Raw genomic sequence first — 21,807 nt, 5'->3', positions numbered from 1 at the left:
AGCCCCTTGGGGCGTGTGCTCCAAGGGGCTTCCTGTACGTGTGGTGCGGCGGCGTGCTACTCTCCCACACCCTGTCGGGTGCAGTACCATCGCCGTGCCAGGCCTTAGCTTCCGGGTTCGGAATGGGACCGGGCGTCTCACCTGGGCCATGGCCGCCGCAAATCTTCTCTTATACGGCCAGACGCTGGGGTCTGCCGGCCTGTGGCGGCCTGGGAACCGGATAGCGGACGCGAATATGTCGATGTTTCGTCTTGTGGCCAGACAATGCTCATTGCCGTCTGGTGTCGTTTGCAGGAGGAAGATGCGGTCCAACCGCCAGGGGTCGGAATGTCAGTGTTGCCTTTCGTCCGTTAGTACCGGTCGGCTCCACCCCTCGCGGGGCTTCCACGTCCGGCCTATCGACCACGTGTTCTGCATGGGGACTACAGCAGCTCGAGGCTGCACGGAATGCTTATCTTGGAGCAGGCTTCCCGCTTAGATGCTTTCAGCGGTTATCCCTCCCGAACGTAGCCAACCGGCCGTGCCACTGGCGTGACAACCGGCATACCAGAGGTTCGTCCACCCAGGTCCTCTCGTACTATGGGCAGGCCTCCTCAGCATTCCAACGAGCGCAGAGGATAGAGACCAAACTGTCTCACGACGTTCTGAACCCAGCTCGCGTGCCGCTTTAATCGGCGAACAGCCGAACCCTTGGGACCTGCTCCAGCCCCAGGATGCGACGAGCCGACATCGAGGTGCCAAACCATCCCGTCGATATGGACTCTTGGGAATGATCAGCCTGTTATCCCCGGGGTACCTTTTATCCGTTGAGCGATGCCGCGTCCGTACACCGGCACCGGATCACTAGTCCCGACTTTCGTCCCTGCTCGGACCGTCGTCCTCGCAGTCAAGCCCGCTTGTGCACTTGCACTCGCCACCCGATTGCCAACCGGGCTGAGCGGACCTTTGGGCGCCTCCGTTACTCTTTGGGAGGCAACCGCCCCAGTTAAACTACCCGCCAGGCACTGTCCCTGAACAGGATGACCGTTCGAGGTTAGACATCCAATGCGAACAGAGCGGTATTTCACCTTGCGGCTCCACGCGATCTGGCGACCGCGCCTCTCGGCCTCCCGCCTATGCTACACAATCCACACCGAATGCCAATACCAAGGTATAGTAAAGGTCCCGGGGTCTTTTCGTCCTTCTGCGCTTAACGAGCATCTTTACTCGTACTGCAATTTCGCCGAGCTCCTGGTCGAGACAGTGGGGAAGTCGTTACGCCATTCGTGCAGGTCGGAACTTACCCGACAAGGAATTTCGCTACCTTAGGATGGTTATAGTTACCACCGCCGTTTACCGGGGCTTGAATTCACCGCTTCGCCAAAGGCTGACGGATCCTCTTAACCTTCCGGCACCGGGCAGGCGTCAGTGCATATACAGCGGCTTGCGCCTTCGCATGCACCTGTGTTTTTGGTAAACAGTCGCTACCCCCTGGTCTGTGCCACCCCCAAAAGCTCCCCGCGCGAGGCGGTTCACCATCGGGGGTCTCCCTTAAACCGAAGGAACGGGAGTGATTTGCCGAGTTCCTTGACCAGGATTCGCTCGATCGCTTTGGTATTCTCTACCTGACCACCAGTGTCGGTTTGGGGTACGGGCGGCTTTGAGCCTGACGCCGAAGCTTTTCTCGGCAGCCGGGATCACCGGATATCGGGCCGAACGGCCCCCATCATCGCACCTCGGGCACACGCGGGACGGATTTGCCTGTCCCACGCCCTGCGTGCTTGACCACGGAAGACCACCTCCGCGGCCGGCTACCCCTCTGCGTCACTCCTGCGCTGACCTACTACAGCTACGGTCCCAACGCCCGAAGGCATCCCACCACCGAAGTGGAGGTAAGCCCGCGGCCGGAGGTTAGTACTCACTGCCTCGGTTTTGGCGGCTGAAAGCCGGTACGGGAATATCGACCCGTTCATCCATTCGACTACGCCTGTCGGCCTCGCCTTAGGACCCGACTCACCCAGGGACGATGAACGTGGCCCTGGAACCCTTGGTCATCCAGCGGACGGGATCTTCACCCGTCTCTCGCTACTCATGTCTGCATTCTCACTCCCATGAAGTCCACGGCGCGTTCACACGGCCGCTTCGCCCCTCATGGGACGCTCTCCTACCCAGTACAAAACACTGCCGCGTCTTCGGTGGTGTGCTTGAGCCCCGCTACATTGTCGGCGCGGAACCACTAGACCAGTGAGCTGTTACGCACTCTTTCAAGGATGGCTGCTTCTGAGCCAACCTCCTGGCTGTCTATGCGACTCCACATCCTTTCCCACTTAGCACACGCTTCGGGACCTTAGACGACGGTCTGGGCTGTTTCCCTTTCGACGACGAAGCTTATCCCCCGCCGACTCACTGCCGGGATACGCGTCACCGGTATTCGGAGTTTGGTTGCTGTTGGTACCCGATACGGGCCCGCAAGCATCCAGTAGCTCTACCCCCGGGACGTAATGACCCGACGCTGCACCCAAATGCATTTCGGAGAGAACCAGCTATCACGGAATTTGATTGGCCTTTCACCCCTAGCCCCAAGTCATCCCCCCGGTTTTCAACCCAGGTGGGTTCGGTCCTCCACACGGTCTTACCCGCGCTTCAACCTGCTCAGGGCTAGATCATCCCGCTTCGGGTCCAGGACACGCGACTTTAAACGCCTTTTAAGACTCGCCTTCGCTACGCATACCCCACACGGGTTATGCTCGCCACATGCCACTGACTCGCAGACTCATTTTTCGATAGGCACGCCGTCACCCCACAAAAGGGCTCCGACGGATTGTAGGCGCACGGTTTCAGAGACTGTTTCACTCCCCTCCCGGGGTACTTTTCACCTTTCCCTCACGGTACTCGTTCGCTATCGGTCAGACAGGAATATTCAGGCTTACCCAACGGTCTGGGCGGATTCGCACGGGGTTCCACGGGACCCGTGCTACTTGGGAGACGCGATCGGCAGACCATGCGCGTTCAGGTACGGGGCCCTCACCCTCTGCGGCCCGGTATTCAACCCGGTTCCCCTGACACATGGTTTTCTGCAACTGCCGGCCGGCCCGTCGGAGCCGGCGCACGCGATCCCGCAACACCCCGCGCGCAACCCCCGACGGGTATCACACGCGCAAGGTTTGGCCATCATCCGCTTTCGCTCGCCACTACTCACGGAATATCCTTTCCTGCAGGTACTGAGATGTTTCACTTCCCTGCGTACCCCCCGGCCGAAGCCGGTACCGACCCATGACGGTCGGTGGGTTCCCCCATTCGGAAATCCTCGGATCAAAGCCCTGTCGGCGGCTCCCCGAGGCATATCGCAGCCTCAAACGTCCTTCATCGGTCCTGTCTGCCAAGGCATCCACCATACGCCCTTGCAAGCAACACACACGCAACATGCATGCGCCGCAAGATTCCTCCAGCAAATTCCCAGACGACAAATCATCACACTAAAAATGATCACAAAACGATCGAAACGAACAACAGAGTTCGATTCGAAATCAACAGCAAAACAAGGATCCAGAAAACCCTTGCTTTGCTCGCGTCCACTATCCAGTTCTCAAGCCACCACGCACCGCCACGCCGCCGCACCGGCACACGGCCGGCCCTCGGGCACGACGGGCACCGAATCGCGCCAGGCAAAAAAGCCTGGGGTGGCGATCCGGGAGCCCAAAAGCGCATCCGCACCACTCCGGCACCCACCGCACGACCGGCAGGGCAAAGCCAACGACATCTTCCACACCAGCAACCCCGCCACCGCCGCACCATGCGACGCGCGGGGCGCACACCGTCGGACGAACATCCGACTGAATTCTCCGTAGAAAGGAGGTGATCCAGCCGCACCTTCCGGTACGGCTACCTTGTTACGACTTAGTCCCAATCACGAGCCTCACCTTAGACGGCTCCATCCCACAAGGGGTTAGGCCACCGGCTTCGGGTGCTGCCCACTTTCATGACTTGACGGGCGGTGTGTACAAGGCCCGGGAACGCATTCACCGCGACGTTGCTGATTCGCGATTACTAGCGACTCCGCCTTCACGCAGTCGAGTTGCAGACTGCGATCCGAACTGAGACCGGTTTTCAGGGATCCGCTCCGCGTCGCCGCGTCGCATCCCGTTGTACCGGCCATTGTAGCATGCGTGAAGCCCTGGACGTAAGGGGCATGATGATCTGACGTCATCCCCACCTTCCTCCGAGTTAACCCCGGCGGTCCCCCGCGAGTTCCCGGCACAATCCGCTGGCAACACGGGGCGAGGGTTGCGCTCGTTGCGGGACTTAACCCAACATCTCACGACACGAGCTGACGACGACCATGCACCACCTGTGAACCCGCCCCGAAGGGAAACCCCATCTCTGGGATCGTCGGGAACATGTCAAGCCCAGGTAAGGTTCTTCGCGTTGCATCGAATTAATCCGCATGCTCCGCCGCTTGTGCGGGCCCCCGTCAATTTCTTTGAGTTTTAGCCTTGCGGCCGTACTCCCCAGGCGGGATGCTTAACGCGTTAGCTCCGACACGGAACCCGTGGAACGGGCCCCACATCCAGCATCCACCGTTTACGGCGTGGACTACCAGGGTATCTAATCCTGTTCGCTCCCCACGCTTTCGCTCCTCAGCGTCAGTAACGGCCCAGAGACCTGCCTTCGCCATTGGTGTTCTTCCCGATATCTACACATTCCACCGTTACACCGGGAATTCCAGTCTCCCCTACCGCACTCAAGCCCGCCCGTACCCGGCGCGGATCCACCGTTAAGCGATGGACTTTCACACCGGACGCGACGAACCGCCTACGAGCCCTTTACGCCCAATAATTCCGGATAACGCTTGCACCCTACGTATTACCGCGGCTGCTGGCACGTAGTTAGCCGGTGCTTATTCAACGGGTAAACTCACTCACGCTTGCTCCCCGATAAAAGAGGTTTACAACCCGAAGGCCTCCATCCCTCACGCGGCGTCGCTGCATCAGGCTTGCGCCCATTGTGCAATATTCCCCACTGCTGCCTCCCGTAGGAGTCTGGGCCGTATCTCAGTCCCAATGTGGCCGGTCGCCCTCTCAGGCCGGCTACCCGTCGAAGCCACGGTGGGCCGTTACCCCGCCGTCAAGCTGATAGGACGCGACCCCATCCCATACCGCGAAAGCTTTCCCAGAAGACCATGCGATCAACTGGAACATCCGGCATTACCACCCGTTTCCAGGAGCTATTCCGGTGCATGGGGCAGGTCGGTCACGCATTACTCACCCGTTCGCCACTCTCACCACCAAGCAAAGCCCGATGGATCCCGTTCGACTTGCATGTGTTAAGCACGCCGCCAGCGTTCATCCTGAGCCAGAATCGAACCCTCCACAAAAAAACTTCATGAAAAACATCCGAACAGATGACTCTCAAAACAAAAATTGACGAGCACGTCCTTAAGGAAGGACGCCCTCAAAAAACCCCACCATCATTCAACCCCTCCCGGGGCACCCCGCCACAAAAGACAAGGCTGACGATGAACTGGCAATCATTGACTATAAAGAAGTAGTACAAACACGCTCTTGAGTTCTCAAACCACCACCACTCACCCACCTCGCAGCCCTCCAGAAGGAGAACCACTCGCCGAGCGGCAGCAAGGAAACAACCTACACGCATTCGCGGACTCGCGCAAATCGAAGCGCGCAAAAACCTCAGGAATCGTTGCAATCACACGGTTCCCCCGGCGTGTCGCAAACAGCCTATTTGCGCTGTTCTGATACCAGAATAATCCGTTTTGCATTGCCGCTGCGTAACAAATTCATGTGTTCACCGGCGTGTCGCAAGAATTCGATTGCGTGACCATCCAGGTTCACCTTCTCGCAACCGGTCATCGCGTATGTAAAAAGGGACTTCCCTTTACGGGAAGTCCCTTTCAGTAGCTATTGAAGCTCGCTAGCCTCAGGCCAGGGTGTTCGGGTCAACCGGAACGCCCGGGTTCATCGTGGAGGTGATGGTTGCCCTGGTCAGGTAACGGCCCTTCACGGTGGACGGCTTCAGACGCTTGACTTCGTCGGCCACAGCCTTGAAGTTCTCGTCCAGAGCGGACTCATCGAAGCTCATCTTGCCGATGAGGAAGCTCAGGTTGCCGTTCTTGTCGACACGGAACTCGATCTTGCCGCCCTTGATGTCCTTGACAGCCTTGGTGACATCCATGGTCACGGTGCCGGTCTTGGGGTTCGGCATCAGGCCACGCGGACCGAGCACACGGCCCAGACGGCCGACCTTGCCCATCATGTCCGGAGTAGCAACCACGGCGTCGAAGTCGAGGAAGCCGCCCTGAACCTTTGCGATCAGGTCGTCATCACCGACGATGTCGGCGCCAGCCTCGGTAGCCTCGGTGGCCTTCGGGCCGCGGGCGAACACGAGGACCTTGGCGGTCTTACCAGTGCCGTGAGGCAGGTTGACAGTACCGCGCACGAGCTGGTCAGCCTTACGCGGGTCAACGCTCAGACGGAACACAGCCTCGACGGTCTGGTCGAAGTTGTAGGAGGGCATGCTCTTGAGCAGAGCGATGGCCTCGTTGGCGGTGTAGAGGTTGTTGCGATCGACGCGCTCAGCGGCTTCGCGGTACTTCTTGGAACGCTTTACCATCTGTCCTTCTCCTTATCAGTCCGTAACCGTGATGCCCATCGAGCGAGCGGTGCCCTCGATGATCTTCATGCCGGCCTCGATATCGCGAGCAGACAGATCTTCCATCTTGATCTCGGCGATTTCGCGAACCTGCGCCTTGGTGACAGAGCCGACCTTGTGGGTCAGCGGGTTCTCGGTGCCCTTCTCAACGCCAGCGGCCTTCTTCAGCAGAGCTGCAGCCGGCGGGGTCTTGAGCACGAAGGTGAAGGAACGATCTTCGTAAACGGTAATCTCGACAGGGATGACCTGACCCATCTTGTCCTGCGTCTGGGCATTGTATGCCTTGCAGAAGTCCATGATGTTCACGCCATGCGAACCCAGAGCCGGGCCCAGCGGCGGGGCCGGGTTGGCCTTGCCAGCCTGGATCTGGAGCTTGATCAGCGCCGAGACTTTCTTCTTGGGAGCCATATTATGGTTCTTCTTTCTATAACGCGGTTCGAATGGTCGCCGTCCTCAGGTTCGGCTGTCTGCCATCATGCTCGGTCTTGATTCATTATTTATCCGTGCATGCTGTAGGCAATCGGCCTGTGGTCGGTCTCCTCCCGCAACTTATATTGCTGTGCTGTGCTAGCGAGTCTCCTCTCCAGACACAAGCTCCCCTATTATGCAAATCCACCCGGACAACACAAAAAGCCCGACCACGATGGTCGGGCTCTGCAAAGTTTGGGGGTTAATCTAGCTTCTGAACCTGGTGGAAGCCAAGCTCCACCGGCGTATCACGGCCGAAGATGGACACGAGCACGGTGAGCTTCTGAGTGGTGGGCTCCACGTCGGAAACAACGGCGGCCATGGTGGCGAAAGGCCCATCGGTGACGGTGACCTGATCGCCAACGGCGTAGGAGACTTCGACCTTGCGCTTCTTGGCGGCGGCGGGCTTGTCGCCGGCGGCCTTGAGTGCCTCGGAAGCAATCATCGGAGCCATCATCGCCACGACTTCCTTGCGGGAGAGCGGCGCCGGATCCTTGGTCGGGCCAACGAAGCCGGTCACGCCTTCGGTCTCACGAACGATACGGCGGGCGTTCTCATCCGGCCACATACGAATCAGCACGTAGCCAGGAACACGCACGCGGGTGATGACCTTCTTGCCCTTTTCGGTGTGCTTCTCGACTTCTTCCATCGGCACCTCGACCTGGAAGATCTGGTCTTCCATGCCGAAGGAGGCGACGCGGGACTCGATGTTGGTCTTCACGCGCTTCTCGTAGCCGGAGTAGGTGTGCAGCACGTACCACTTGCCATCAAGGGAACGCAGGGACTTGGAGAATTCGTCAACGGCCTGCTGACCGGCATCGGTCTCCTCGGCCTGCTCGGATTCGTTGACTTCTTCCTCGTCCTCATCCAGAGAAACGGTCTCGGTCTGAGTGGAAGCAACGGGAGCGGATTCAGTCGCCGCCGGAGCGTCGGACTCAACATCTGCATTGTCGACGGATGCGTCAGATTCTGCGGAAAGGTCAGCGACTGGTTCGACCGGGGCAGCTGCCTCATCGGCAGCAGCTTCGAAAGCCTCGACAACAGGCTCCTCAGCCGGGACGGCGTCGAGGTTCTCGAGATTCAGTTCATCACTCATGCGTTGTTATTCACCTTAGGTTGTGCGGATCAGCCGAACACCCACAGCGTGGCCTTGCCTAGACCGAAGTCCATGCCAGTCACGAGGGCCATCAGCAGCAGCACGAAGATGAATACGGCCAGAGACCAGAAGAACAGTTCCTTGGCGGTAGGGGTCACGACCTTGCGAAGCTCGTCGATGATCTGCTTGATGAACAGACCGATACGCATGAAGACATTCGGCTTGACTGCCTTTTCACTCTTGCTCGTCTTAGCCATTCCGTACCTCGCGTCAGCTGCTTGATTATTAGAAACTTGGCAGGGAAGGCGGGACTCGAACCCACAACCTACGGTTTTGGAGACCGTTGCGCTACCAATTGCGCCACTTCCCTAGGTGAAAATCCACCTCGGCGCGCGTTCCGTAGAGAACGCTTCGCCACGGCGAAACCGCCAAGTCGTTATAATAACGGCTCCGGTGGATTATCGCAAATCGCGTGTCGCGCGCATAGCACGCGACTCTTCTCAGTTAGCCCATTCCTTGAATCGACGCATGCCTTCGGCTAGGTCTTCGTCGGCCAGTGCGTAGGAGAAACGCAGGTAACCGGGAGCACCGAAGGCCTCGCCGGGGACGGCGGCCACGTGGGCCTCATCCAACAGTGCGGCGGCAAAGTCAGCGGACGTATCGGACACTGTGCCTTTGGGACCCAGCGGCTTGCCAAGCAAAGCGGTGATGTCCGCAAAAGCGTAGAACGCGCCGGTCGGAGTCGGGCAGTTGACGCCCTCGATATCGTTCAAGGCGGTCACAATCGCACGGCGGCGCGCGTCGAAGGCCTTACGCATCTCGTGCACCTCATCCAGCGGGCCGGCCACAGCAGCCAAAGCAGCACGCTGGGAGATGTTGGCCACATTGGAGGTCATATGCCCCTGCAGCTTGGTGGCGGCCTTGGCCACCTCAAGCGGAGCGACCATCCAGCCGACACGCCAGCCCGGCATCGCATAGGTCTTGGCCACGCCGTTCAGCACCAGCAACTGCCCGCGGCATTCCGGCACGGCGGCACCGATGTAGGTGGTGTGCGCATCGTCATAGTTCAGGTGCTCGTAGATCTCGTCGGAGATAACCCAAATGTGGTGCTCGACGGCCCAACGACCGATCGCTTCCACGGTTTCCGGCTTCCAGACGGCTCCGGTCGGGTTGTTCGGGGAGTTGACGATGATTGCCTTCGTATGCTCGGTACGGGCCGCTTCCAGCGCCTCAAGCGAGGGCTCGAAGTTCACGTCGGCACCGGCGAATACTTCGACCGGCACACCACCGGCAAGCTTCACAGCCTCGGGGTAGCTGGTCCAGTACGGAGCGGGAATGATGACCTCGTCGCCATCGTTGAGCAAGATCTGGAAGGATTCATACACGGCCTGCTTGCCGCCGTTGGTCACCACGACCTGATCGGCATTGACCTCGTAGCCGGAATCGCGCAGCACCTTAGCCGCAATCGCTTCGCGCAGCTCGGGCAGGCCCGGCGTAGGCGTGTACTTGTAGTTCTTCGGGTCAAGGCAGGCATCTGCCGCAGCCTTGACCACGTTTGCGGGGGTCGGGAAATTCGGTTCACCTGCGCCGAAGCCGATAACGTCAAGTCCGGCGGCCTTCATGGCCTTGGCCTTGGAATCGACGGCGAGCGTAGCGCTCGGTGCCACAGTGTTGATACGGTCGGAAAGAGTCTGCCATTGCGCCATAGTCATGGCTCCCATGTTAAACCTACAGCACGAAAAATCGCCAGAGCCGCACTATGGTGATGGAATCTGTCGTGTGACAGATTCCATCAGTCACACGAGTACAAGATTGTCGCGATGAACCAGTGGGTGGGCGTACTGGGGGCCGAGGAAACGCTTGAGTTGGGCGGTGTTACGCCCGAGCATCTGCGGAATTTCTTCGGAATCGAAGCCGGCGAGGCCTCGGGCCAGGTGTTCGCCGCTTTCGGCATCGATCCAGACCGGATCGCCGGCGGAAAAATCGCCGTGCACTTCGAGCGCGCCGGCCGCCAGCAGCGAGGCACGCCCGCCGCGAATCGCCTGGCCGGCACCCGCATCGACCACAATCGTGCCGCGCGGGTCGGCGGCAAAACCAATCCACAAACGGCGTGATGAGCCGCGGGCCTTAACCGGTGCGAACACGGTGCCCACCGGATCGCCCATCATCGCAGGGCCCGCGTTCGAGGCGCAGGTGAGTACCGTGGGGATGCCCGAGACGGCCGCCACGCGTGCGGCCTCGAGTTTGGTGACCATGCCGCCGGTGCCGACCTTGGAGCCGGAGCCGGAGACCTGGATGTCGCCCAGCGCATCAATCACGTTGGGCACATATTCCACACGGCGGGAGCCGGGCTGCGAGGGCGGTGCAGTGTACAGCGCGTCCACGTCGGTCAATAGCACCAAGACTTCGGCCCGCACCAGATTGGCCACCAAGGCGGAGAGTCGATCGTTATCGCCGAAACGAATCTCGTTCGAGGCCAACGAATCGTTTTCGTTGATAATCGGCACCACGCCGAGGTCGAGCAGACGGTCCAGCGTGCGTTCCACATTGCGGTACTGGGTGGCCCGAATCGTGTCTTCGGCAGTGATCAGAATCTGGCCGACGCGAATACCGAATCGACCGAACGCAGTCTCGTAGCGGGCCATCAGTAGCCCTTGGCCGACGGCTGCGGTGGCCTGCTGAGTGGCCACGTCCACCGGCCGTGAGTCAAAGCCCAGAGGCCCGAAACCGGCGGCGATAGCACCGGACGAGACCAGCACCACGCGTCCGCCCATCAATCGGACCTGAGCCAAGGCCGCGGCCAACGCGTCGAGCTTGTCCGGGTCGAGGTGACCGCTCGGCTGGGTCAGCGAGCTGGAGCCGACTTTCACGACAATGGTTCCGGCTGCGGCGATCATGCGCCGTACCTCGGCCTGACTCGGAGTGCTCATTTATTCCTCGGTTTCACCATCTTCGCTGGACTCACCGTGGCCGAACAGGCTGGTTTCGTCATGGCGATCGTCGTCAACGGTCGGGTCGGCCCAGTGGCCGGCCTTGCGTTCGGCCATCATCGCGTCGCGCACGGCGGCACGGGCGTCCATCATCTCGTGGTATTGGGCACGACGTTCGGCGTTGGAGCGGCGGTGCGTGCGCGGGTCCTGCTCCTCGAGACGCAGATCCTTGCCTCGGGCACCGAGGTTGGAGCCGTCGAGCATTTCGGCACCAGCGGAGATGGTCGGATCCCAATCGAATTCGACCATGCGGGCACCGCGACCGATGCGCACTTCGTCGCCGGGGTGAGCACCCTTGCGGCGCAGCTCGTCCTCCACGCCCAGCTTGGCCAAGCGGTCAGCCAGGTAGCCCACGGCCTCGTCGTTGTCGAAGTTGGTCTGCATGACCCAGCGCTCCGGCTTGACGCCACGCACCTCGAAGAACACTTCGCCATTGCCGAGTTCGCGGCGCTCGACCGTGAACTCAAGCGCACTGCCACCCTCGTCAGCGCGACGCGGACGGCGGCCCTTGGTCTCCAATGGCTTGATGACCACGCGAGCCTCCTCTTCGGCCTGCTCGCGATTGGCCACTTCCTCACGCATCTCATGCACCAGCGCAGACAACGCGAAGTTGAGCTCCTTCAGCCCCTCATGAGAGGCAGTGGAGATCTCAAAGACCTTCAGCCCGAGTTTCTCGAACTCCGGACGCACGAACTCGGCCAATTCCTTGGCCTCGGGCACATCGATCTTGTTCAGGATCACGATGCGCGGGCGTTCGGGAATCGGAATGGCGCCCAGCGGCAGTTCGAGCTTATCGGCGTAGAGCGCCAACTCGTTTTCCAGCGCGTGGTAGTCGGACATCGGGTCGCGGTCCGGTTCAAGCGTGGCGCAATCGATCACGTGGGCGATGATTTCGGTACGTTCGATATGGCGCAGGAACTCCAGTCCCAGGCCCTTGCCTTCGGAAGCGCCCGGGATCAGGCCCGGCACGTCGGCGATGGTGTATCGAGAGTCACCGGCGATGACGACGCCGAGATTCGGCACCAGCGTGGTGAATGGGTAGTCGGCGATCTTCGGCTTGGCGGAGCTCATCGCCGCAATCAGGGACGACTTTCCGGCCGAGGGGAAACCGACCAGCGCCACGTCGGCGATGGACTTCAGTTCCAGAATTACGTCGCGCTCCTCGCCGAGTTCGCCGAGCAGGGCGAAGCCGGGGGCGCGGCGGGTCTTGTTGGCCAGGGCGATGTTGCCGAGGCCGCCGGCACCGCCTTGGGCGACGACGCAGCGGTCGCCCTCGTGGCGCAGGTCGGCGAGCTGTGCGCCGGGATGCTCGGCTTTGCCTTGCTCGCCGCGCGCCTCAAAGACGACGGTGCCGCAGGGCACGGGCAGAATCAGGTCCTCGCCCTTAGAGCCGTCCTTATTGTCGCCCAAACCCATGGTGCCGCTGCCGGCGACACGATGCGGCATGAAACGATAGTCGAGCAGGCTGGTGGCGTTACGGTCGGCCACGAACACCACAGAACCGCCGTCGCCGCCATTGCCGCCGTTTGGGCCGGCCAACGGCTTGTATTTCTCACGACGGATGCCGGCCGAACCGTTGCCCCCATCGCCGCCCTTGACATGGACGGTTACTCGATCCACAAAATCACTCATATTGATTACCTTACAAAAAAGCCGCGTCCTTACGGGCGCGGCTTGAAAAAAAGCTTGACGCTATATCGCTCAGGCGATGACGTCGACAACCTTGCGGTCGCGACGCACACCGAACTTCACGGAGCCATCGGTGAGGGCGAACAGCGTGTGATCCTTGCCCATGCCGACGTTGTGGCCCGGGTGGAAGTTGGTGCCACGCTGGCGAACGATGATGTTGCCGGCCACGACGGCTTCGCCGCCGAACTTCTTCACGCCGAGGTATTGCGGGTTAGAATCGCGACCGTTGCGAGAGCTGGACGCACCCTTCTTATGTGCCATGATTCATGGTCCTTTCTATAACTCAGGCGATCGCCGTGATCTTGACGATAGTCAGCTTCTGGCGATGACCCTTACGGCGAGCAACACCAGTCTTGTTCTTGTACTTCTGGATGTCAATCTTCGGGCCCTTGGCTTCGTCGTTCACAACCTCAGCCTTGACGGACACCTTGGCCAGATCGGCGGCGGCAAGGGTGACCTTGTCACCATCGACAACGAGGGAGACCGGGAATTCCACGGTATCGCCCTTCTTGGCGTCGAGACGGTTCACGAGGATGACGTCGCCAACCTCGACCTTTTCCTGATGGCCACCGGCCTTCACAATCGCGTACATTATCGTTCCTTTTATGTTTTGGAAAGCTACCTTGCCTAACACGCACCGAGCCTGCGGTCAGACACCGAGTTTCGAATCTACACCACCATGCGGACTAAATCAAATGATTTTTGCCCGCGTGTCAAGCACGACACACCTGTTACTCTTCCGCTTACTCTTCCGCCGTGTTGTTGGCAGCGACGGCAGCGGCGGCAATCTGAGCCAGTTTGGCTTTGACGTCGGCGCTGGAACCAGCCGGTTCGGGAGCGGGAGCGGTGCCGCGACCGTGCTTGTTGGTTTTGACGAACGGGTCGCCACCGCGAAGCGCGTAGGGATCGTCGTAGTCGGCCGAAACGGTCGGCTGATCATGCAGGATGAAACCACGGCCCTTGCAGGTCGGGCATTCCTCGGAGAACGCCTCGACCAGACCCTGGCCGATGCGCTTGCGGGTCATCTGCACCAAACCAAGCGAGGTGACTTCGGCCACCTGATGCTTGGTGCGGTCGCGTGCCAAGCATTCGACCAAGCGGCGCAGCACCAGATCGCGGTTGGCGGGCATGACCATATCCACATAGTCGATCATCACCATGCCGCCGATATCGCGCAGGCGCAGCTGGCGGGCGATCTCTTCAGACGCTTCCAAGTTGCAGCGCGTCACCGTTTCTTCCAAGGACTTACCCTTGCCGATAAAGCGGCCGGTGTTCACGTCAATGGTGGTCATGGCTTCGGTGCGATCGATGACAATCGAGCCGCCGGACGGCAGGTAGACCTGACGCTCCATGCCCTTACGCAGCTGGGAGTCGATGGACCACTTGTCGAACACGTCCTTGCCTTCATGCTCGGCCGGGTCCCACTTCTCCAGCTTGTCCTTCAAGTCGGGGGCCATGGTGTCAAGGTATTCCTCGATACGGTCGTAGACCTTGTCGCCTTCCACGATGAGCTTGCTGAAGTCGTCGTTGAAGATGTCGCGCACCACGCGGATGGCCACGTCGGGCTCGCCCTGCAGGAGCTTCGGGCGCTTGCCGTGCCAGAATTCCTCGCGCTTGGCGTTGATGCGCTCCCACTGGCGGACCAGTGATTCGAGATCCTTGACGATGGCGTCTTCGGATGCGCCCTCGGCTGCGGTACGGATAATCACGCCCATGTCTTTCGGGGCGATCTTGGAGACGATGTTCTTCAGACGGCTGCGTTCGCGCTCCGAAAGCTTGCGGCTCACGCCGGTCATGCCGCCGGATGGCACGAGCACCAGGAAGCGGCCGGCGAGCGTGACCTGAGAGGTCAGGCGGGCACCCTTGTGGCCGATCGGGTCCTTAGTGACCTGCACGAGCACCGGGTCGCCGGACTTGAACGCCAGCTCGATGCGGCGCGGCTGGCCTTCGAGACGAGCGGCATCCCAGTTGACCTCGCCGGCGTAGAGCACGCCGTTGCGGGCCTGGCCGATATCCACGAATGCGGCCTCCATGCTGGGCAGCACGTTCTGCACGCGGCCAAGGTAGATGTTGCCGACGGTCTGTACTTCCTGAATGTCGGAGACGTAATGCTCGACCAGAACATTGTCTTCCACCACGGAAATCTGGGTGTGGTGTTCCTTCTCACGCACCACCATCAGGCGGTCCACGTTCTCGCGGCGTGCGAGGAAGTCCTGTTCCATGAGCTGGCTCTGGCGGCTGCGCTCACGGCGGTTGTCACGGCGGCGCTGCTTCTTGGCCTCGAGACGAGTGGAGCCCTCCACATCAGTGATCTCGTCGATGTATTGCTGCTTGCGGGAGCGGCGGACCAGCGGCTGTTCGCTGTTCTGACTCTGGTCGTCGGTGCCCTCGCCGTTCTTGCCGCCACGGCGGCGACGGCGACGGCGAGTAACGGTCTGCTCCTCATCGTCCTCATCGCGATCACGGTCATGATCATCGCGATCGTCACGACGGCGGGAACGCGTATCTTCGGCATCGTTCTCGGCGGTATCGTGCTCGCCGTTGGCACCGGTTTCGCCGCGTGAGCCGCGACGGCGGCGACGGCGCGAACGGGTGCGGGTGGCGTCGGATTCTTCGTCGCCCTCCTCTTCGGCAATCGGCGAGTAGGCGATATCGTCCAGCTCGAGGTCTTCCTCAATCTGCTCGACTTCGGCGGCTGCACGACGCTCCTGAGCGTTCAGGCGGCGGGAGCGGCGCGAACGACGGGAGTCGGAGGTGTCATCGGCGTCGAAATCGTCGTGATCGGCGTTGGTATCGCCGGACGCGGCGTCACGGGAAGCATCACGGTCGGCGGCATTGCGGCCACGATCGTCACGGTCGTCACGGCGGCGGCTGCGCGGCTGCGCGTCGTCATCATCGTGGCTGCGCGAGCGGCGGGAGCGACGAGACGGACGTTCGTCGACGTCAACATCGTCATCATGAGTGTCAGCGGTATCGTGCGCATCCACAGCGGCGGGCAGTACCGGTTCCTGGAAGAGCAGGGACGTCATCGGCTTGCCGCGGCGCACGGTCTCGTGGCCAGAGGGCAGGGATTCGACCGCGTCGAACAGGCGCTCATCCGGGGTGTCCTCGTGCGTATCAGCAACTGCACGGCGAGAACGACGGCGAACCGGACGGTCCTCGTCATCATCATCCATATCCATAGACGCACGGCGAGAGCGGGAGCGAACCGGGTGGTCCTCGTAGTCATCATCGTCGGACTGGCGGGAGCGAGAGCGGCGGCGAACCGGGCGGTCCTCGTCGTAATCGTCATCGTCCACAACCGAACGGCGGCGGGAACGTGGGGCGTCATCGAAATCGAAATCATCGGCACTGACAGTGCGGCGCGAACGACGAGGACGATCATCCTCGCTATCCGAGTCGGCCACTGTGGGAGCGGCGCGGCGCGAACGGTGCGAAGTCTCGTCGTCATCATCGGTATCGCTGGAGGATGCGGCGGACGTACGGCGGGCGCGACGCGGCGTTTCGGCGGCATCGTCGGCCGTGGAAACGCGGCGCGTACGGCGGCGGGTTGGGCGTTCGGCGGAATCCTGGGAATCGCTGGATTCATCGGAATCGCTGGAATCGGCTGACTTGGAATCGGCCGCAGTGCTGGCATCGGGAAGCGCGGGGACTTCGAACAGCGGGGTGCGTTCCTGCACTTGCAGTTCCAGAGAAGCGCCGGCGGCACCGGCGCCGCGGACCACGCGACGGCCGCCACGACGACGGCGAACAGGTTCGGCGGGCTGGGAGGCGGCGGCAGGCGCAGCGTTCACGGCTGCAGCCGAATCAGCATTGGATACGGTTGAATTATCGGTTCCGTCGTTGACGAAACCTTCACGGTTGTCAGTGGGCACAATGCTCCTCGCGGCGCGCTGCATCACGACGCCTATTTCCAGGCCTATACGCTTGGCTCACACCACGCTCTCACCGTGGCCGCGCGAAAACGCGCCGCGTAAAGGCAACTTCGTCTCAAGTCTGTCCTGCGGGTGGCGGACACCGGCGCTTGCGTTGTCTCATTCTCGAGAGCCGCAAGGGGATCGACGCCATCTCGCACGCTAATGGTTATGCAGAACCACCATCCTTTAGTATGCCACATATTTTGTGCGGGCGTGGCCCGGCGAGGCTGACGTTCTATCGGCTCCCCTCCCTGCGGTGACAGCTCCCCTCAGAGAGGGGAGCTAGAGAGGTGTCAGACCAGCCAATCGGTAAGAATTGCGGCCATGGCGGTCAGGTCGGATTCGGGCACCTGCTCGTCGTGCTTGTGAGCCAGCAGCGGGTCGCCGGCACCGAGGTTGACGGCCGGAATACCGAGCTGAGAGAAGCGTGCCACGTCGGTCCAGCCGAGCTTGGCCAGCGGGTCGCGGCCAGTGCGCTCCTTAACCAGTCGGACCAGATCCTGGGCGAGCGGGGCGTTCAGGCCCGGGCGCGCGGAGGGGCTTTCGTCCTTCATTTCGATGCCGTAGCCCTCGAACACGCCGCCGGTGGCCACATGCTCGCCATTGCCGAGTTCGGCACCGGCGTCCGCGCCCATCATCAGAGCCTTGGCCTCGGTCAGCGACTTGTCCGGGGCGAAGCGGTAGTTGACGTGTACGCGGCATTCATCCGGAATGACGTTCGTGCCTTTGCCGCCGGAGATCAGCGTGGCGTTGAGGCCCTCGCGATAGTCAAGCCCGTCCACGTTCACGGTGGCCGGCTCGTAGGCGTTGAGTCGGTTCAGGATGTCGGCCGCCTTGTGGATGGCGTTCTCCCCCATCCACGCACGGGCGGAGTGCGCGGCCACGCCGTGGGTCACGACGTCGAAGCGAATCGTACCGTTGCAACCGCCCTCGATGCCGCTGTTGGTGGGCTCGCCGATGATGGCGAAATCGCCGGTGATCCAATCGGGATGGGCCTCGACGACTTTGCGTAGGCCATTCTTTTCGGCGACGACTTCCTCATGGTCGTAGAAGACGTAGGTGAGGTCGACTTTCGGGGTGGTTTCCGGCGTGCGGCCGTCGAGCGTGGCGGCGAGGTAGAGCATCACCGCGTCGGAGGCCTTCATATCGGTGGCACCGCGGCCCCACAGCACGCGGTCTTCGGGATGAGCGTGGGCGATTTCTTCGCGAATCAGCGAATCGCCGGGCTTCAGCCACTTTGGTGGGAAATTGTCGATGACCGGCACAGTATCGAGGTGCCCGGCCAAGATCACACGGCTCGGCTTGCCGAAGTCGGTGCTGGCCACCACTGTGTCACCGTGACGGCGGACGGCCAGGTGCTCTTGCTCGTTAAGGAAGGCCTCGACCTCGTCGGTGAGGGGGCCTTCGTGGTCGGACACGGAGAAGTTCTCCATGATCTGGGTGAGCAGGCTGTTCAGCTGCTCGGCAGTGGATGCGGTGCGGTTCAATTCAAGCGTCATGTGAACAGCGTACCGCGTGGGCGGCGGGCCCAGCACACTCACTACATGAGATTTTGCGGCCGAATACATTTTTATGTGCCACACTGGGGTGGCGAAAGGGAGGATTATGCCAGGTCTAATCAGCGCCATGCAAGGCTTCTGCGTTATCGGCATCGTAATCGCGGTGGGATATGTTGCCGCACGAATGCGAATCGGCGGGCCGTCCGCTCAGATGGTGCTCAACCGGTTCTCCTTCTTCGTATCGAGCCCGTGCCTGATGTTCGCGATTCTCTCCAAGGAGCCGATCTTCGACATCTTCCACCCCTCGATTATCGTGGCGTTCTTCTCCGCCGTGCTGGTAGGCGTGGTGTTTTTGGTGCTCAACCGCATGTTCTTCCATCTGAACGCCCCGGACGCCACCATCGGTGCCCTGAATTCGCTGTACCTCAATTCCAATAACATCGGCCTGCCAATCGCCACCTACATTCTGGGCAATCCGGCTCTTGTGGCACCGATTCTGGTCATGCAGCAGGCCATCTTCACACCGGTGGGCCTGACAGTGCTGGACGTGACCACCAAGGGCAAGGTCTCCATCAAGGAGATCGCCAAGCAGCCACTGCATCAGCCGCTGCTTATCGGCTCGCTACTGGGCATTGTGGTCTCTGCGATTTCCGCTAAAAGCGGCTGGTTCCCAGTGCCGAAATTCATTTTCGACCCGATCGACATGATCGGCGATTCGGCTGTGCCAATGATCCTGATGGCGTTCGGCATGTCCCTGCACGGCACCAAGCCGCTGCAGCAGAAGGGCGATCGCCCGGCCATCCTCACGGTCGCGGTCCTCAAGAACATCATCATGCCGATTATCGCGTTCCTGCTCGCCTACTTCGTGATGGGCTTCCGCGGCTCCGAGCTGTACGCCTGCGTGGTGCTTGCCGCCCTGCCCACCGGCCAGAACGTGTACAACTACGCGGCCCGTTACAACGTGGGCCTCACCTTCGCGCGCGACGGCATTCTGATGAGCACCATGACCAGCCCGGTGTTTATCGCGATCATCGCGGCGCTGCTGAGCTGATCCGGCAACTGTAATCACCGTAAAAAAACTGGCCTTTCGCTGTTCGTGGTGGGTGGTGGGTCTGTCTGGTGGTGCCGGTCGGGTAGGTTGGGGGCATGGATACCTCATATCTTGCAAAAGTGAACATGATAAATGGTGCCGGTCGGGTAGGTTGGGGGCATGGATACCTCTCACCTGTTCACCGCCGCATTGCAGTTGCAGTCTCCTTGGAAGGTCGGGTCCGTGGATTTCAGGAATGTGGGGGACGGCAGGCAGGAGCTGCACATCGCGATCGGTTTCGAGGCAGGCTCGCGCTTCTGTTGTCCCGAGCCGGGGTGCGGCGAGACCGTCTGCCCGGTGCATGACACCCGTGAGCGCACGTGGCGGCATCCGGACTTCTTCCGGTACAAGGCGTTCATCCACGCCGGTGTGCCGAGGGTCTCCTGTCCCGTGCATGGGGTGAGGACGGTTCCCGTCCCGTGGGCGAGGCCGGGCAGCGGGTTCACGCTCCTGTTCGAGGCGTGGGCGGTGGAGATGGCCCGCCACCTTCCCGCCGGCACGCTCGCCGAGCAATTGGACGAGACCGACACCCGCCTGTGGCGATTCATCGCCCACTACGTGGACGAGGCGCGCGCCCTGCTGGACTACATGGGCGTGGAGGCCATCGGCATCGACGAGACCAGCCGCAAAGGCCACAACTACATCACCGTGGTCGCCGACCTCGTCGAGCACGACGTGATCAACGTGACCCCCGGCAAGGACTCAGCCACGGTCGAACGGTTCGCGCGGGATTTCATGGACCACAACGGGGTCCCGGAGTATGTGCGTCTGGTCACCTGCGACATGAGTCTCGGGTTCCAAAAGGGCATCCGCGAGCACCTGCCCAACGCGCGGAGGATCATCGACAAGTTCCACGTGGTCAAGCACGCCAACGAGGCCGTCGACAAGGTCAGGAAGACGGAGGGACGCTCCAACCCACTACTCAAACGGACCAAGTACCTGTGGCTCAGGAACGAGGAAAGCCTGACCGAACTGCAGCTGGAGACCAAACGCAACCTCACGAGGCAACGGCTCAAGACCGGCCGCGCCTGCCGGATGCGCGAGGTCCTGCAGGACGTCTACGCAGACAGCCCCACCCCGTCCGAGGCGTGGGTGCGCCTGCACCGCCTGTGCTCGTGGATGATGCACTCCCGCCTCGAGCCGATGAAGGACTTCGCCCGCATGATCCGACGCCACTTCACCGAGATCGTCGCCTACTTCGAGCACCCGTACACCAACGCCGTCCTCGAGGGCGTCAACAGCGTCATCCAGAACGTCAAACGACGGGCACGAGGCTTCCGCAACATGGACTACTTCGCCACCATGATCTACCTGACCTGCGGCAAACTCGACCTCAAAGCCGTCACCACCACCTGACCATCACCCACCACAAACAGCGAATAACCAAAAAACTTCCGCGAAATCCACCGTAGGATTCCGCGGAAGCCTGAGATATACGCTACTTGAGAATCGCCTTAATCGCCTCATACTGCTGAGCAGTGAGTTGCACCGCTGGCTCACGGATCAGGGTGGAAATGTTCAGTCCCTTGGCCTTGACCGCGCCCTTGATGGCGGAGATGAACAGGTCGGTCTGATCGTACAGCGCCATCAGGTGGCTGATGCGTTCGGCGGCCTCAATTGCGGTGCCATAGTCGCCGGCCTCATACGCACGGTGCAGCGCGACGAAGGTCTCCGGCTCCACATTGGTCATGCCGCAGATCACGCCATCACCGCCGGAGACGCGGTTGACGAGATAGTACTCGTCGAAGCCGGAGAACACCGCAAACCGTGGATTCACGGCCTTGACCGCGCGAATCACCTTGCGGGTGTGGCTGATTGTGTCGACCGTGTCCTTGATGCCGACGATGTTCGGGTACGCGGCGGCAAGCTCGGCCACGAGCTCCGGGGTCAAGTCGCTGCCGGTGCGCGGTGGGAAGTTATAGAGGATCACCGGAAGATTCGTCGCTTCAGCGACCGCGCCGAAGTACGCCTTCGCGCCTCCCGCAGTAGGGCTGAAGTAATACGGCGAAACGATCACGAGCGCATCCACTCCACTTGCTTCGGCTGCCTGCGCGAAGTCGATCACATTGTTCAAGTTGGTATCGCCCACGCCCGCGAACACCTTGATGCGCCCGGCGACATGCTTGGCCACGAAGTCGACTGCCTGCTTCTTGACGTCCAGAGGGAAGGCATAGAACTCGCCGATGCTGCCAAACACCAGCACGCCGTTGATACCGGCCTCGATCAGATGATCGAGATGCCGCTCCCAACGTTCATAGTCGATGTCACCGTCATCCTTGGTGATGGTGATGGATGGGCAGATGATGCCCGAGAATTCGGCGCTGCTTGTCATGATTGTTTCTTTCGTTACGGAATAGGGGTGCCGCTTGTGCGGCACCGGGTTTGCGGTCTCTCCCCAGTCGTCCTGCGG

Annotated in this window: 14 protein-coding genes, 1 tRNA gene and 3 rRNA genes; 2 read left to right on the top strand and 16 right to left on the bottom strand. The window is 61.2% G+C overall.

What is annotated here, in order from left to right:
* Nucleotides 1–43: 43 nt before the first annotated feature.
* The 15 genes from rrf to dapE all read right to left on the bottom strand — a co-directional run bounded on the left by rrf (nucleotide 44) and on the right by dapE (nucleotide 18,307).
* Nucleotides 44–160, bottom strand: a 5S ribosomal RNA gene (gene rrf, locus ACEUKI_RS08385).
* A 170-nt stretch (nucleotides 161–330) separates the two neighbouring features.
* Nucleotides 331–3,394, bottom strand: a 23S ribosomal RNA gene (locus ACEUKI_RS08380).
* 433 nt (nucleotides 3,395–3,827) lie between these two features.
* Nucleotides 3,828–5,353: ribosomal RNA gene (locus ACEUKI_RS08375) — 16S ribosomal RNA — on the bottom strand.
* The 16S, 23S and 5S rRNA genes sit together here, the layout of an rRNA operon.
* Before the next feature lie 563 nt (nucleotides 5,354–5,916).
* A complete protein-coding gene (rplA, locus tag ACEUKI_RS08370) occupies nucleotides 5,917–6,609 on the bottom strand; it encodes a 50S ribosomal protein L1 (RefSeq protein ID WP_080785811.1) in 693 nt (230 codons plus the stop codon).
* Between the two features lie 15 nt (nucleotides 6,610–6,624).
* Nucleotides 6,625–7,056 (bottom strand): 50S ribosomal protein L11, encoded by a 432-nt coding sequence (gene rplK / locus ACEUKI_RS08365; protein ID WP_007053055.1) that lies wholly within the window; start codon nucleotides 7,054–7,056, stop codon nucleotides 6,625–6,627.
* Between the two features lie 262 nt (nucleotides 7,057–7,318).
* On the bottom strand, nucleotides 7,319–8,212 hold the full coding sequence (gene nusG, locus ACEUKI_RS08360; RefSeq protein WP_080785809.1) for a transcription termination/antitermination protein NusG: 894 nt from the start codon (nucleotides 8,210–8,212) through the stop codon (nucleotides 7,319–7,321).
* A 29-nt stretch (nucleotides 8,213–8,241) separates the two neighbouring features.
* On the bottom strand, nucleotides 8,242–8,469 hold the full coding sequence (gene secE, locus ACEUKI_RS08355) for a preprotein translocase subunit SecE (protein WP_007053057.1): 228 nt from the start codon (nucleotides 8,467–8,469) through the stop codon (nucleotides 8,242–8,244).
* A 37-nt stretch (nucleotides 8,470–8,506) separates the two neighbouring features.
* Nucleotides 8,507–8,582: transfer RNA gene (locus tag ACEUKI_RS08350), tRNA-Trp, on the bottom strand.
* Nucleotides 8,583–8,712: 130 nt separating this feature from the next.
* Nucleotides 8,713–9,918, bottom strand: a complete 1,206-nt coding sequence (locus ACEUKI_RS08345; RefSeq protein ID WP_115801744.1) for a pyridoxal phosphate-dependent aminotransferase — start codon at nucleotides 9,916–9,918, stop codon at nucleotides 8,713–8,715.
* Between the two features lie 90 nt (nucleotides 9,919–10,008).
* On the bottom strand, nucleotides 10,009–11,142 hold the full coding sequence (gene proB / locus ACEUKI_RS08340; RefSeq protein ID WP_144169309.1) for a glutamate 5-kinase: 1,134 nt from the start codon (nucleotides 11,140–11,142) through the stop codon (nucleotides 10,009–10,011).
* Complete coding sequence (obgE, locus tag ACEUKI_RS08335; protein WP_144169310.1) at nucleotides 11,143–12,834, bottom strand: GTPase ObgE; 1,692 nt, start codon at nucleotides 12,832–12,834, stop codon at nucleotides 11,143–11,145. It abuts the gene before it with no gap.
* A 69-nt stretch (nucleotides 12,835–12,903) separates the two neighbouring features.
* The gene (gene rpmA, locus ACEUKI_RS08330) at nucleotides 12,904–13,152 is read right to left on the bottom strand and encodes a 50S ribosomal protein L27 (RefSeq protein WP_007053061.1); all 249 of its coding nucleotides are present in this window, start codon (nucleotides 13,150–13,152) and stop codon (nucleotides 12,904–12,906) included.
* 22 nt (nucleotides 13,153–13,174) lie between these two features.
* Entirely contained in the window at nucleotides 13,175–13,483 is a 309-nt protein-coding gene (rplU, locus tag ACEUKI_RS08325; protein WP_012578529.1) for a 50S ribosomal protein L21, read from the bottom strand.
* A 151-nt stretch (nucleotides 13,484–13,634) separates the two neighbouring features.
* Nucleotides 13,635–16,790: an Rne/Rng family ribonuclease gene (locus ACEUKI_RS08320; RefSeq protein ID WP_179133579.1), complete on the bottom strand. Its 3,156-nt coding sequence runs from the start codon at nucleotides 16,788–16,790 to the stop codon at nucleotides 13,635–13,637.
* 311 nt (nucleotides 16,791–17,101) lie between these two features.
* On the bottom strand, nucleotides 17,102–18,307 hold the full coding sequence (dapE, locus tag ACEUKI_RS08315; protein ID WP_186289846.1) for a succinyl-diaminopimelate desuccinylase: 1,206 nt from the start codon (nucleotides 18,305–18,307) through the stop codon (nucleotides 17,102–17,104).
* A 106-nt stretch (nucleotides 18,308–18,413) separates the two neighbouring features.
* Between dapE and ACEUKI_RS08310 the strand changes: the two genes are divergently transcribed.
* Nucleotides 18,414–19,358, top strand: coding sequence for an AEC family transporter (locus ACEUKI_RS08310; RefSeq protein WP_080785805.1), 945 nt, complete (start codon nucleotides 18,414–18,416; stop codon nucleotides 19,356–19,358).
* Nucleotides 19,359–19,517: 159 nt separating this feature from the next.
* Nucleotides 19,518–20,753, top strand: coding sequence for an ISL3 family transposase (locus tag ACEUKI_RS08305; RefSeq protein ID WP_144169313.1), 1,236 nt, complete (start codon nucleotides 19,518–19,520; stop codon nucleotides 20,751–20,753).
* An 82-nt stretch (nucleotides 20,754–20,835) separates the two neighbouring features.
* Here the strand turns inward: ACEUKI_RS08305 and ACEUKI_RS08300 are convergent, their stop codons facing one another.
* Entirely contained in the window at nucleotides 20,836–21,729 is an 894-nt protein-coding gene (locus ACEUKI_RS08300) for a dihydrodipicolinate synthase family protein (protein ID WP_144169314.1), read from the bottom strand.
* Nucleotides 21,730–21,807 lie beyond the last annotated feature (78 nt).

The organism is Bifidobacterium sp. 2450 (genome assembly GCF_041900695.1).
GTDB classification, from domain to species: Bacteria; Actinomycetota; Actinomycetes; order Actinomycetales; family Bifidobacteriaceae; genus Bifidobacterium; species Bifidobacterium longum.
Note: the sequence above shows the minus strand (reverse complement) of the source record. Positions and strands in the feature narration are given on the sequence as shown.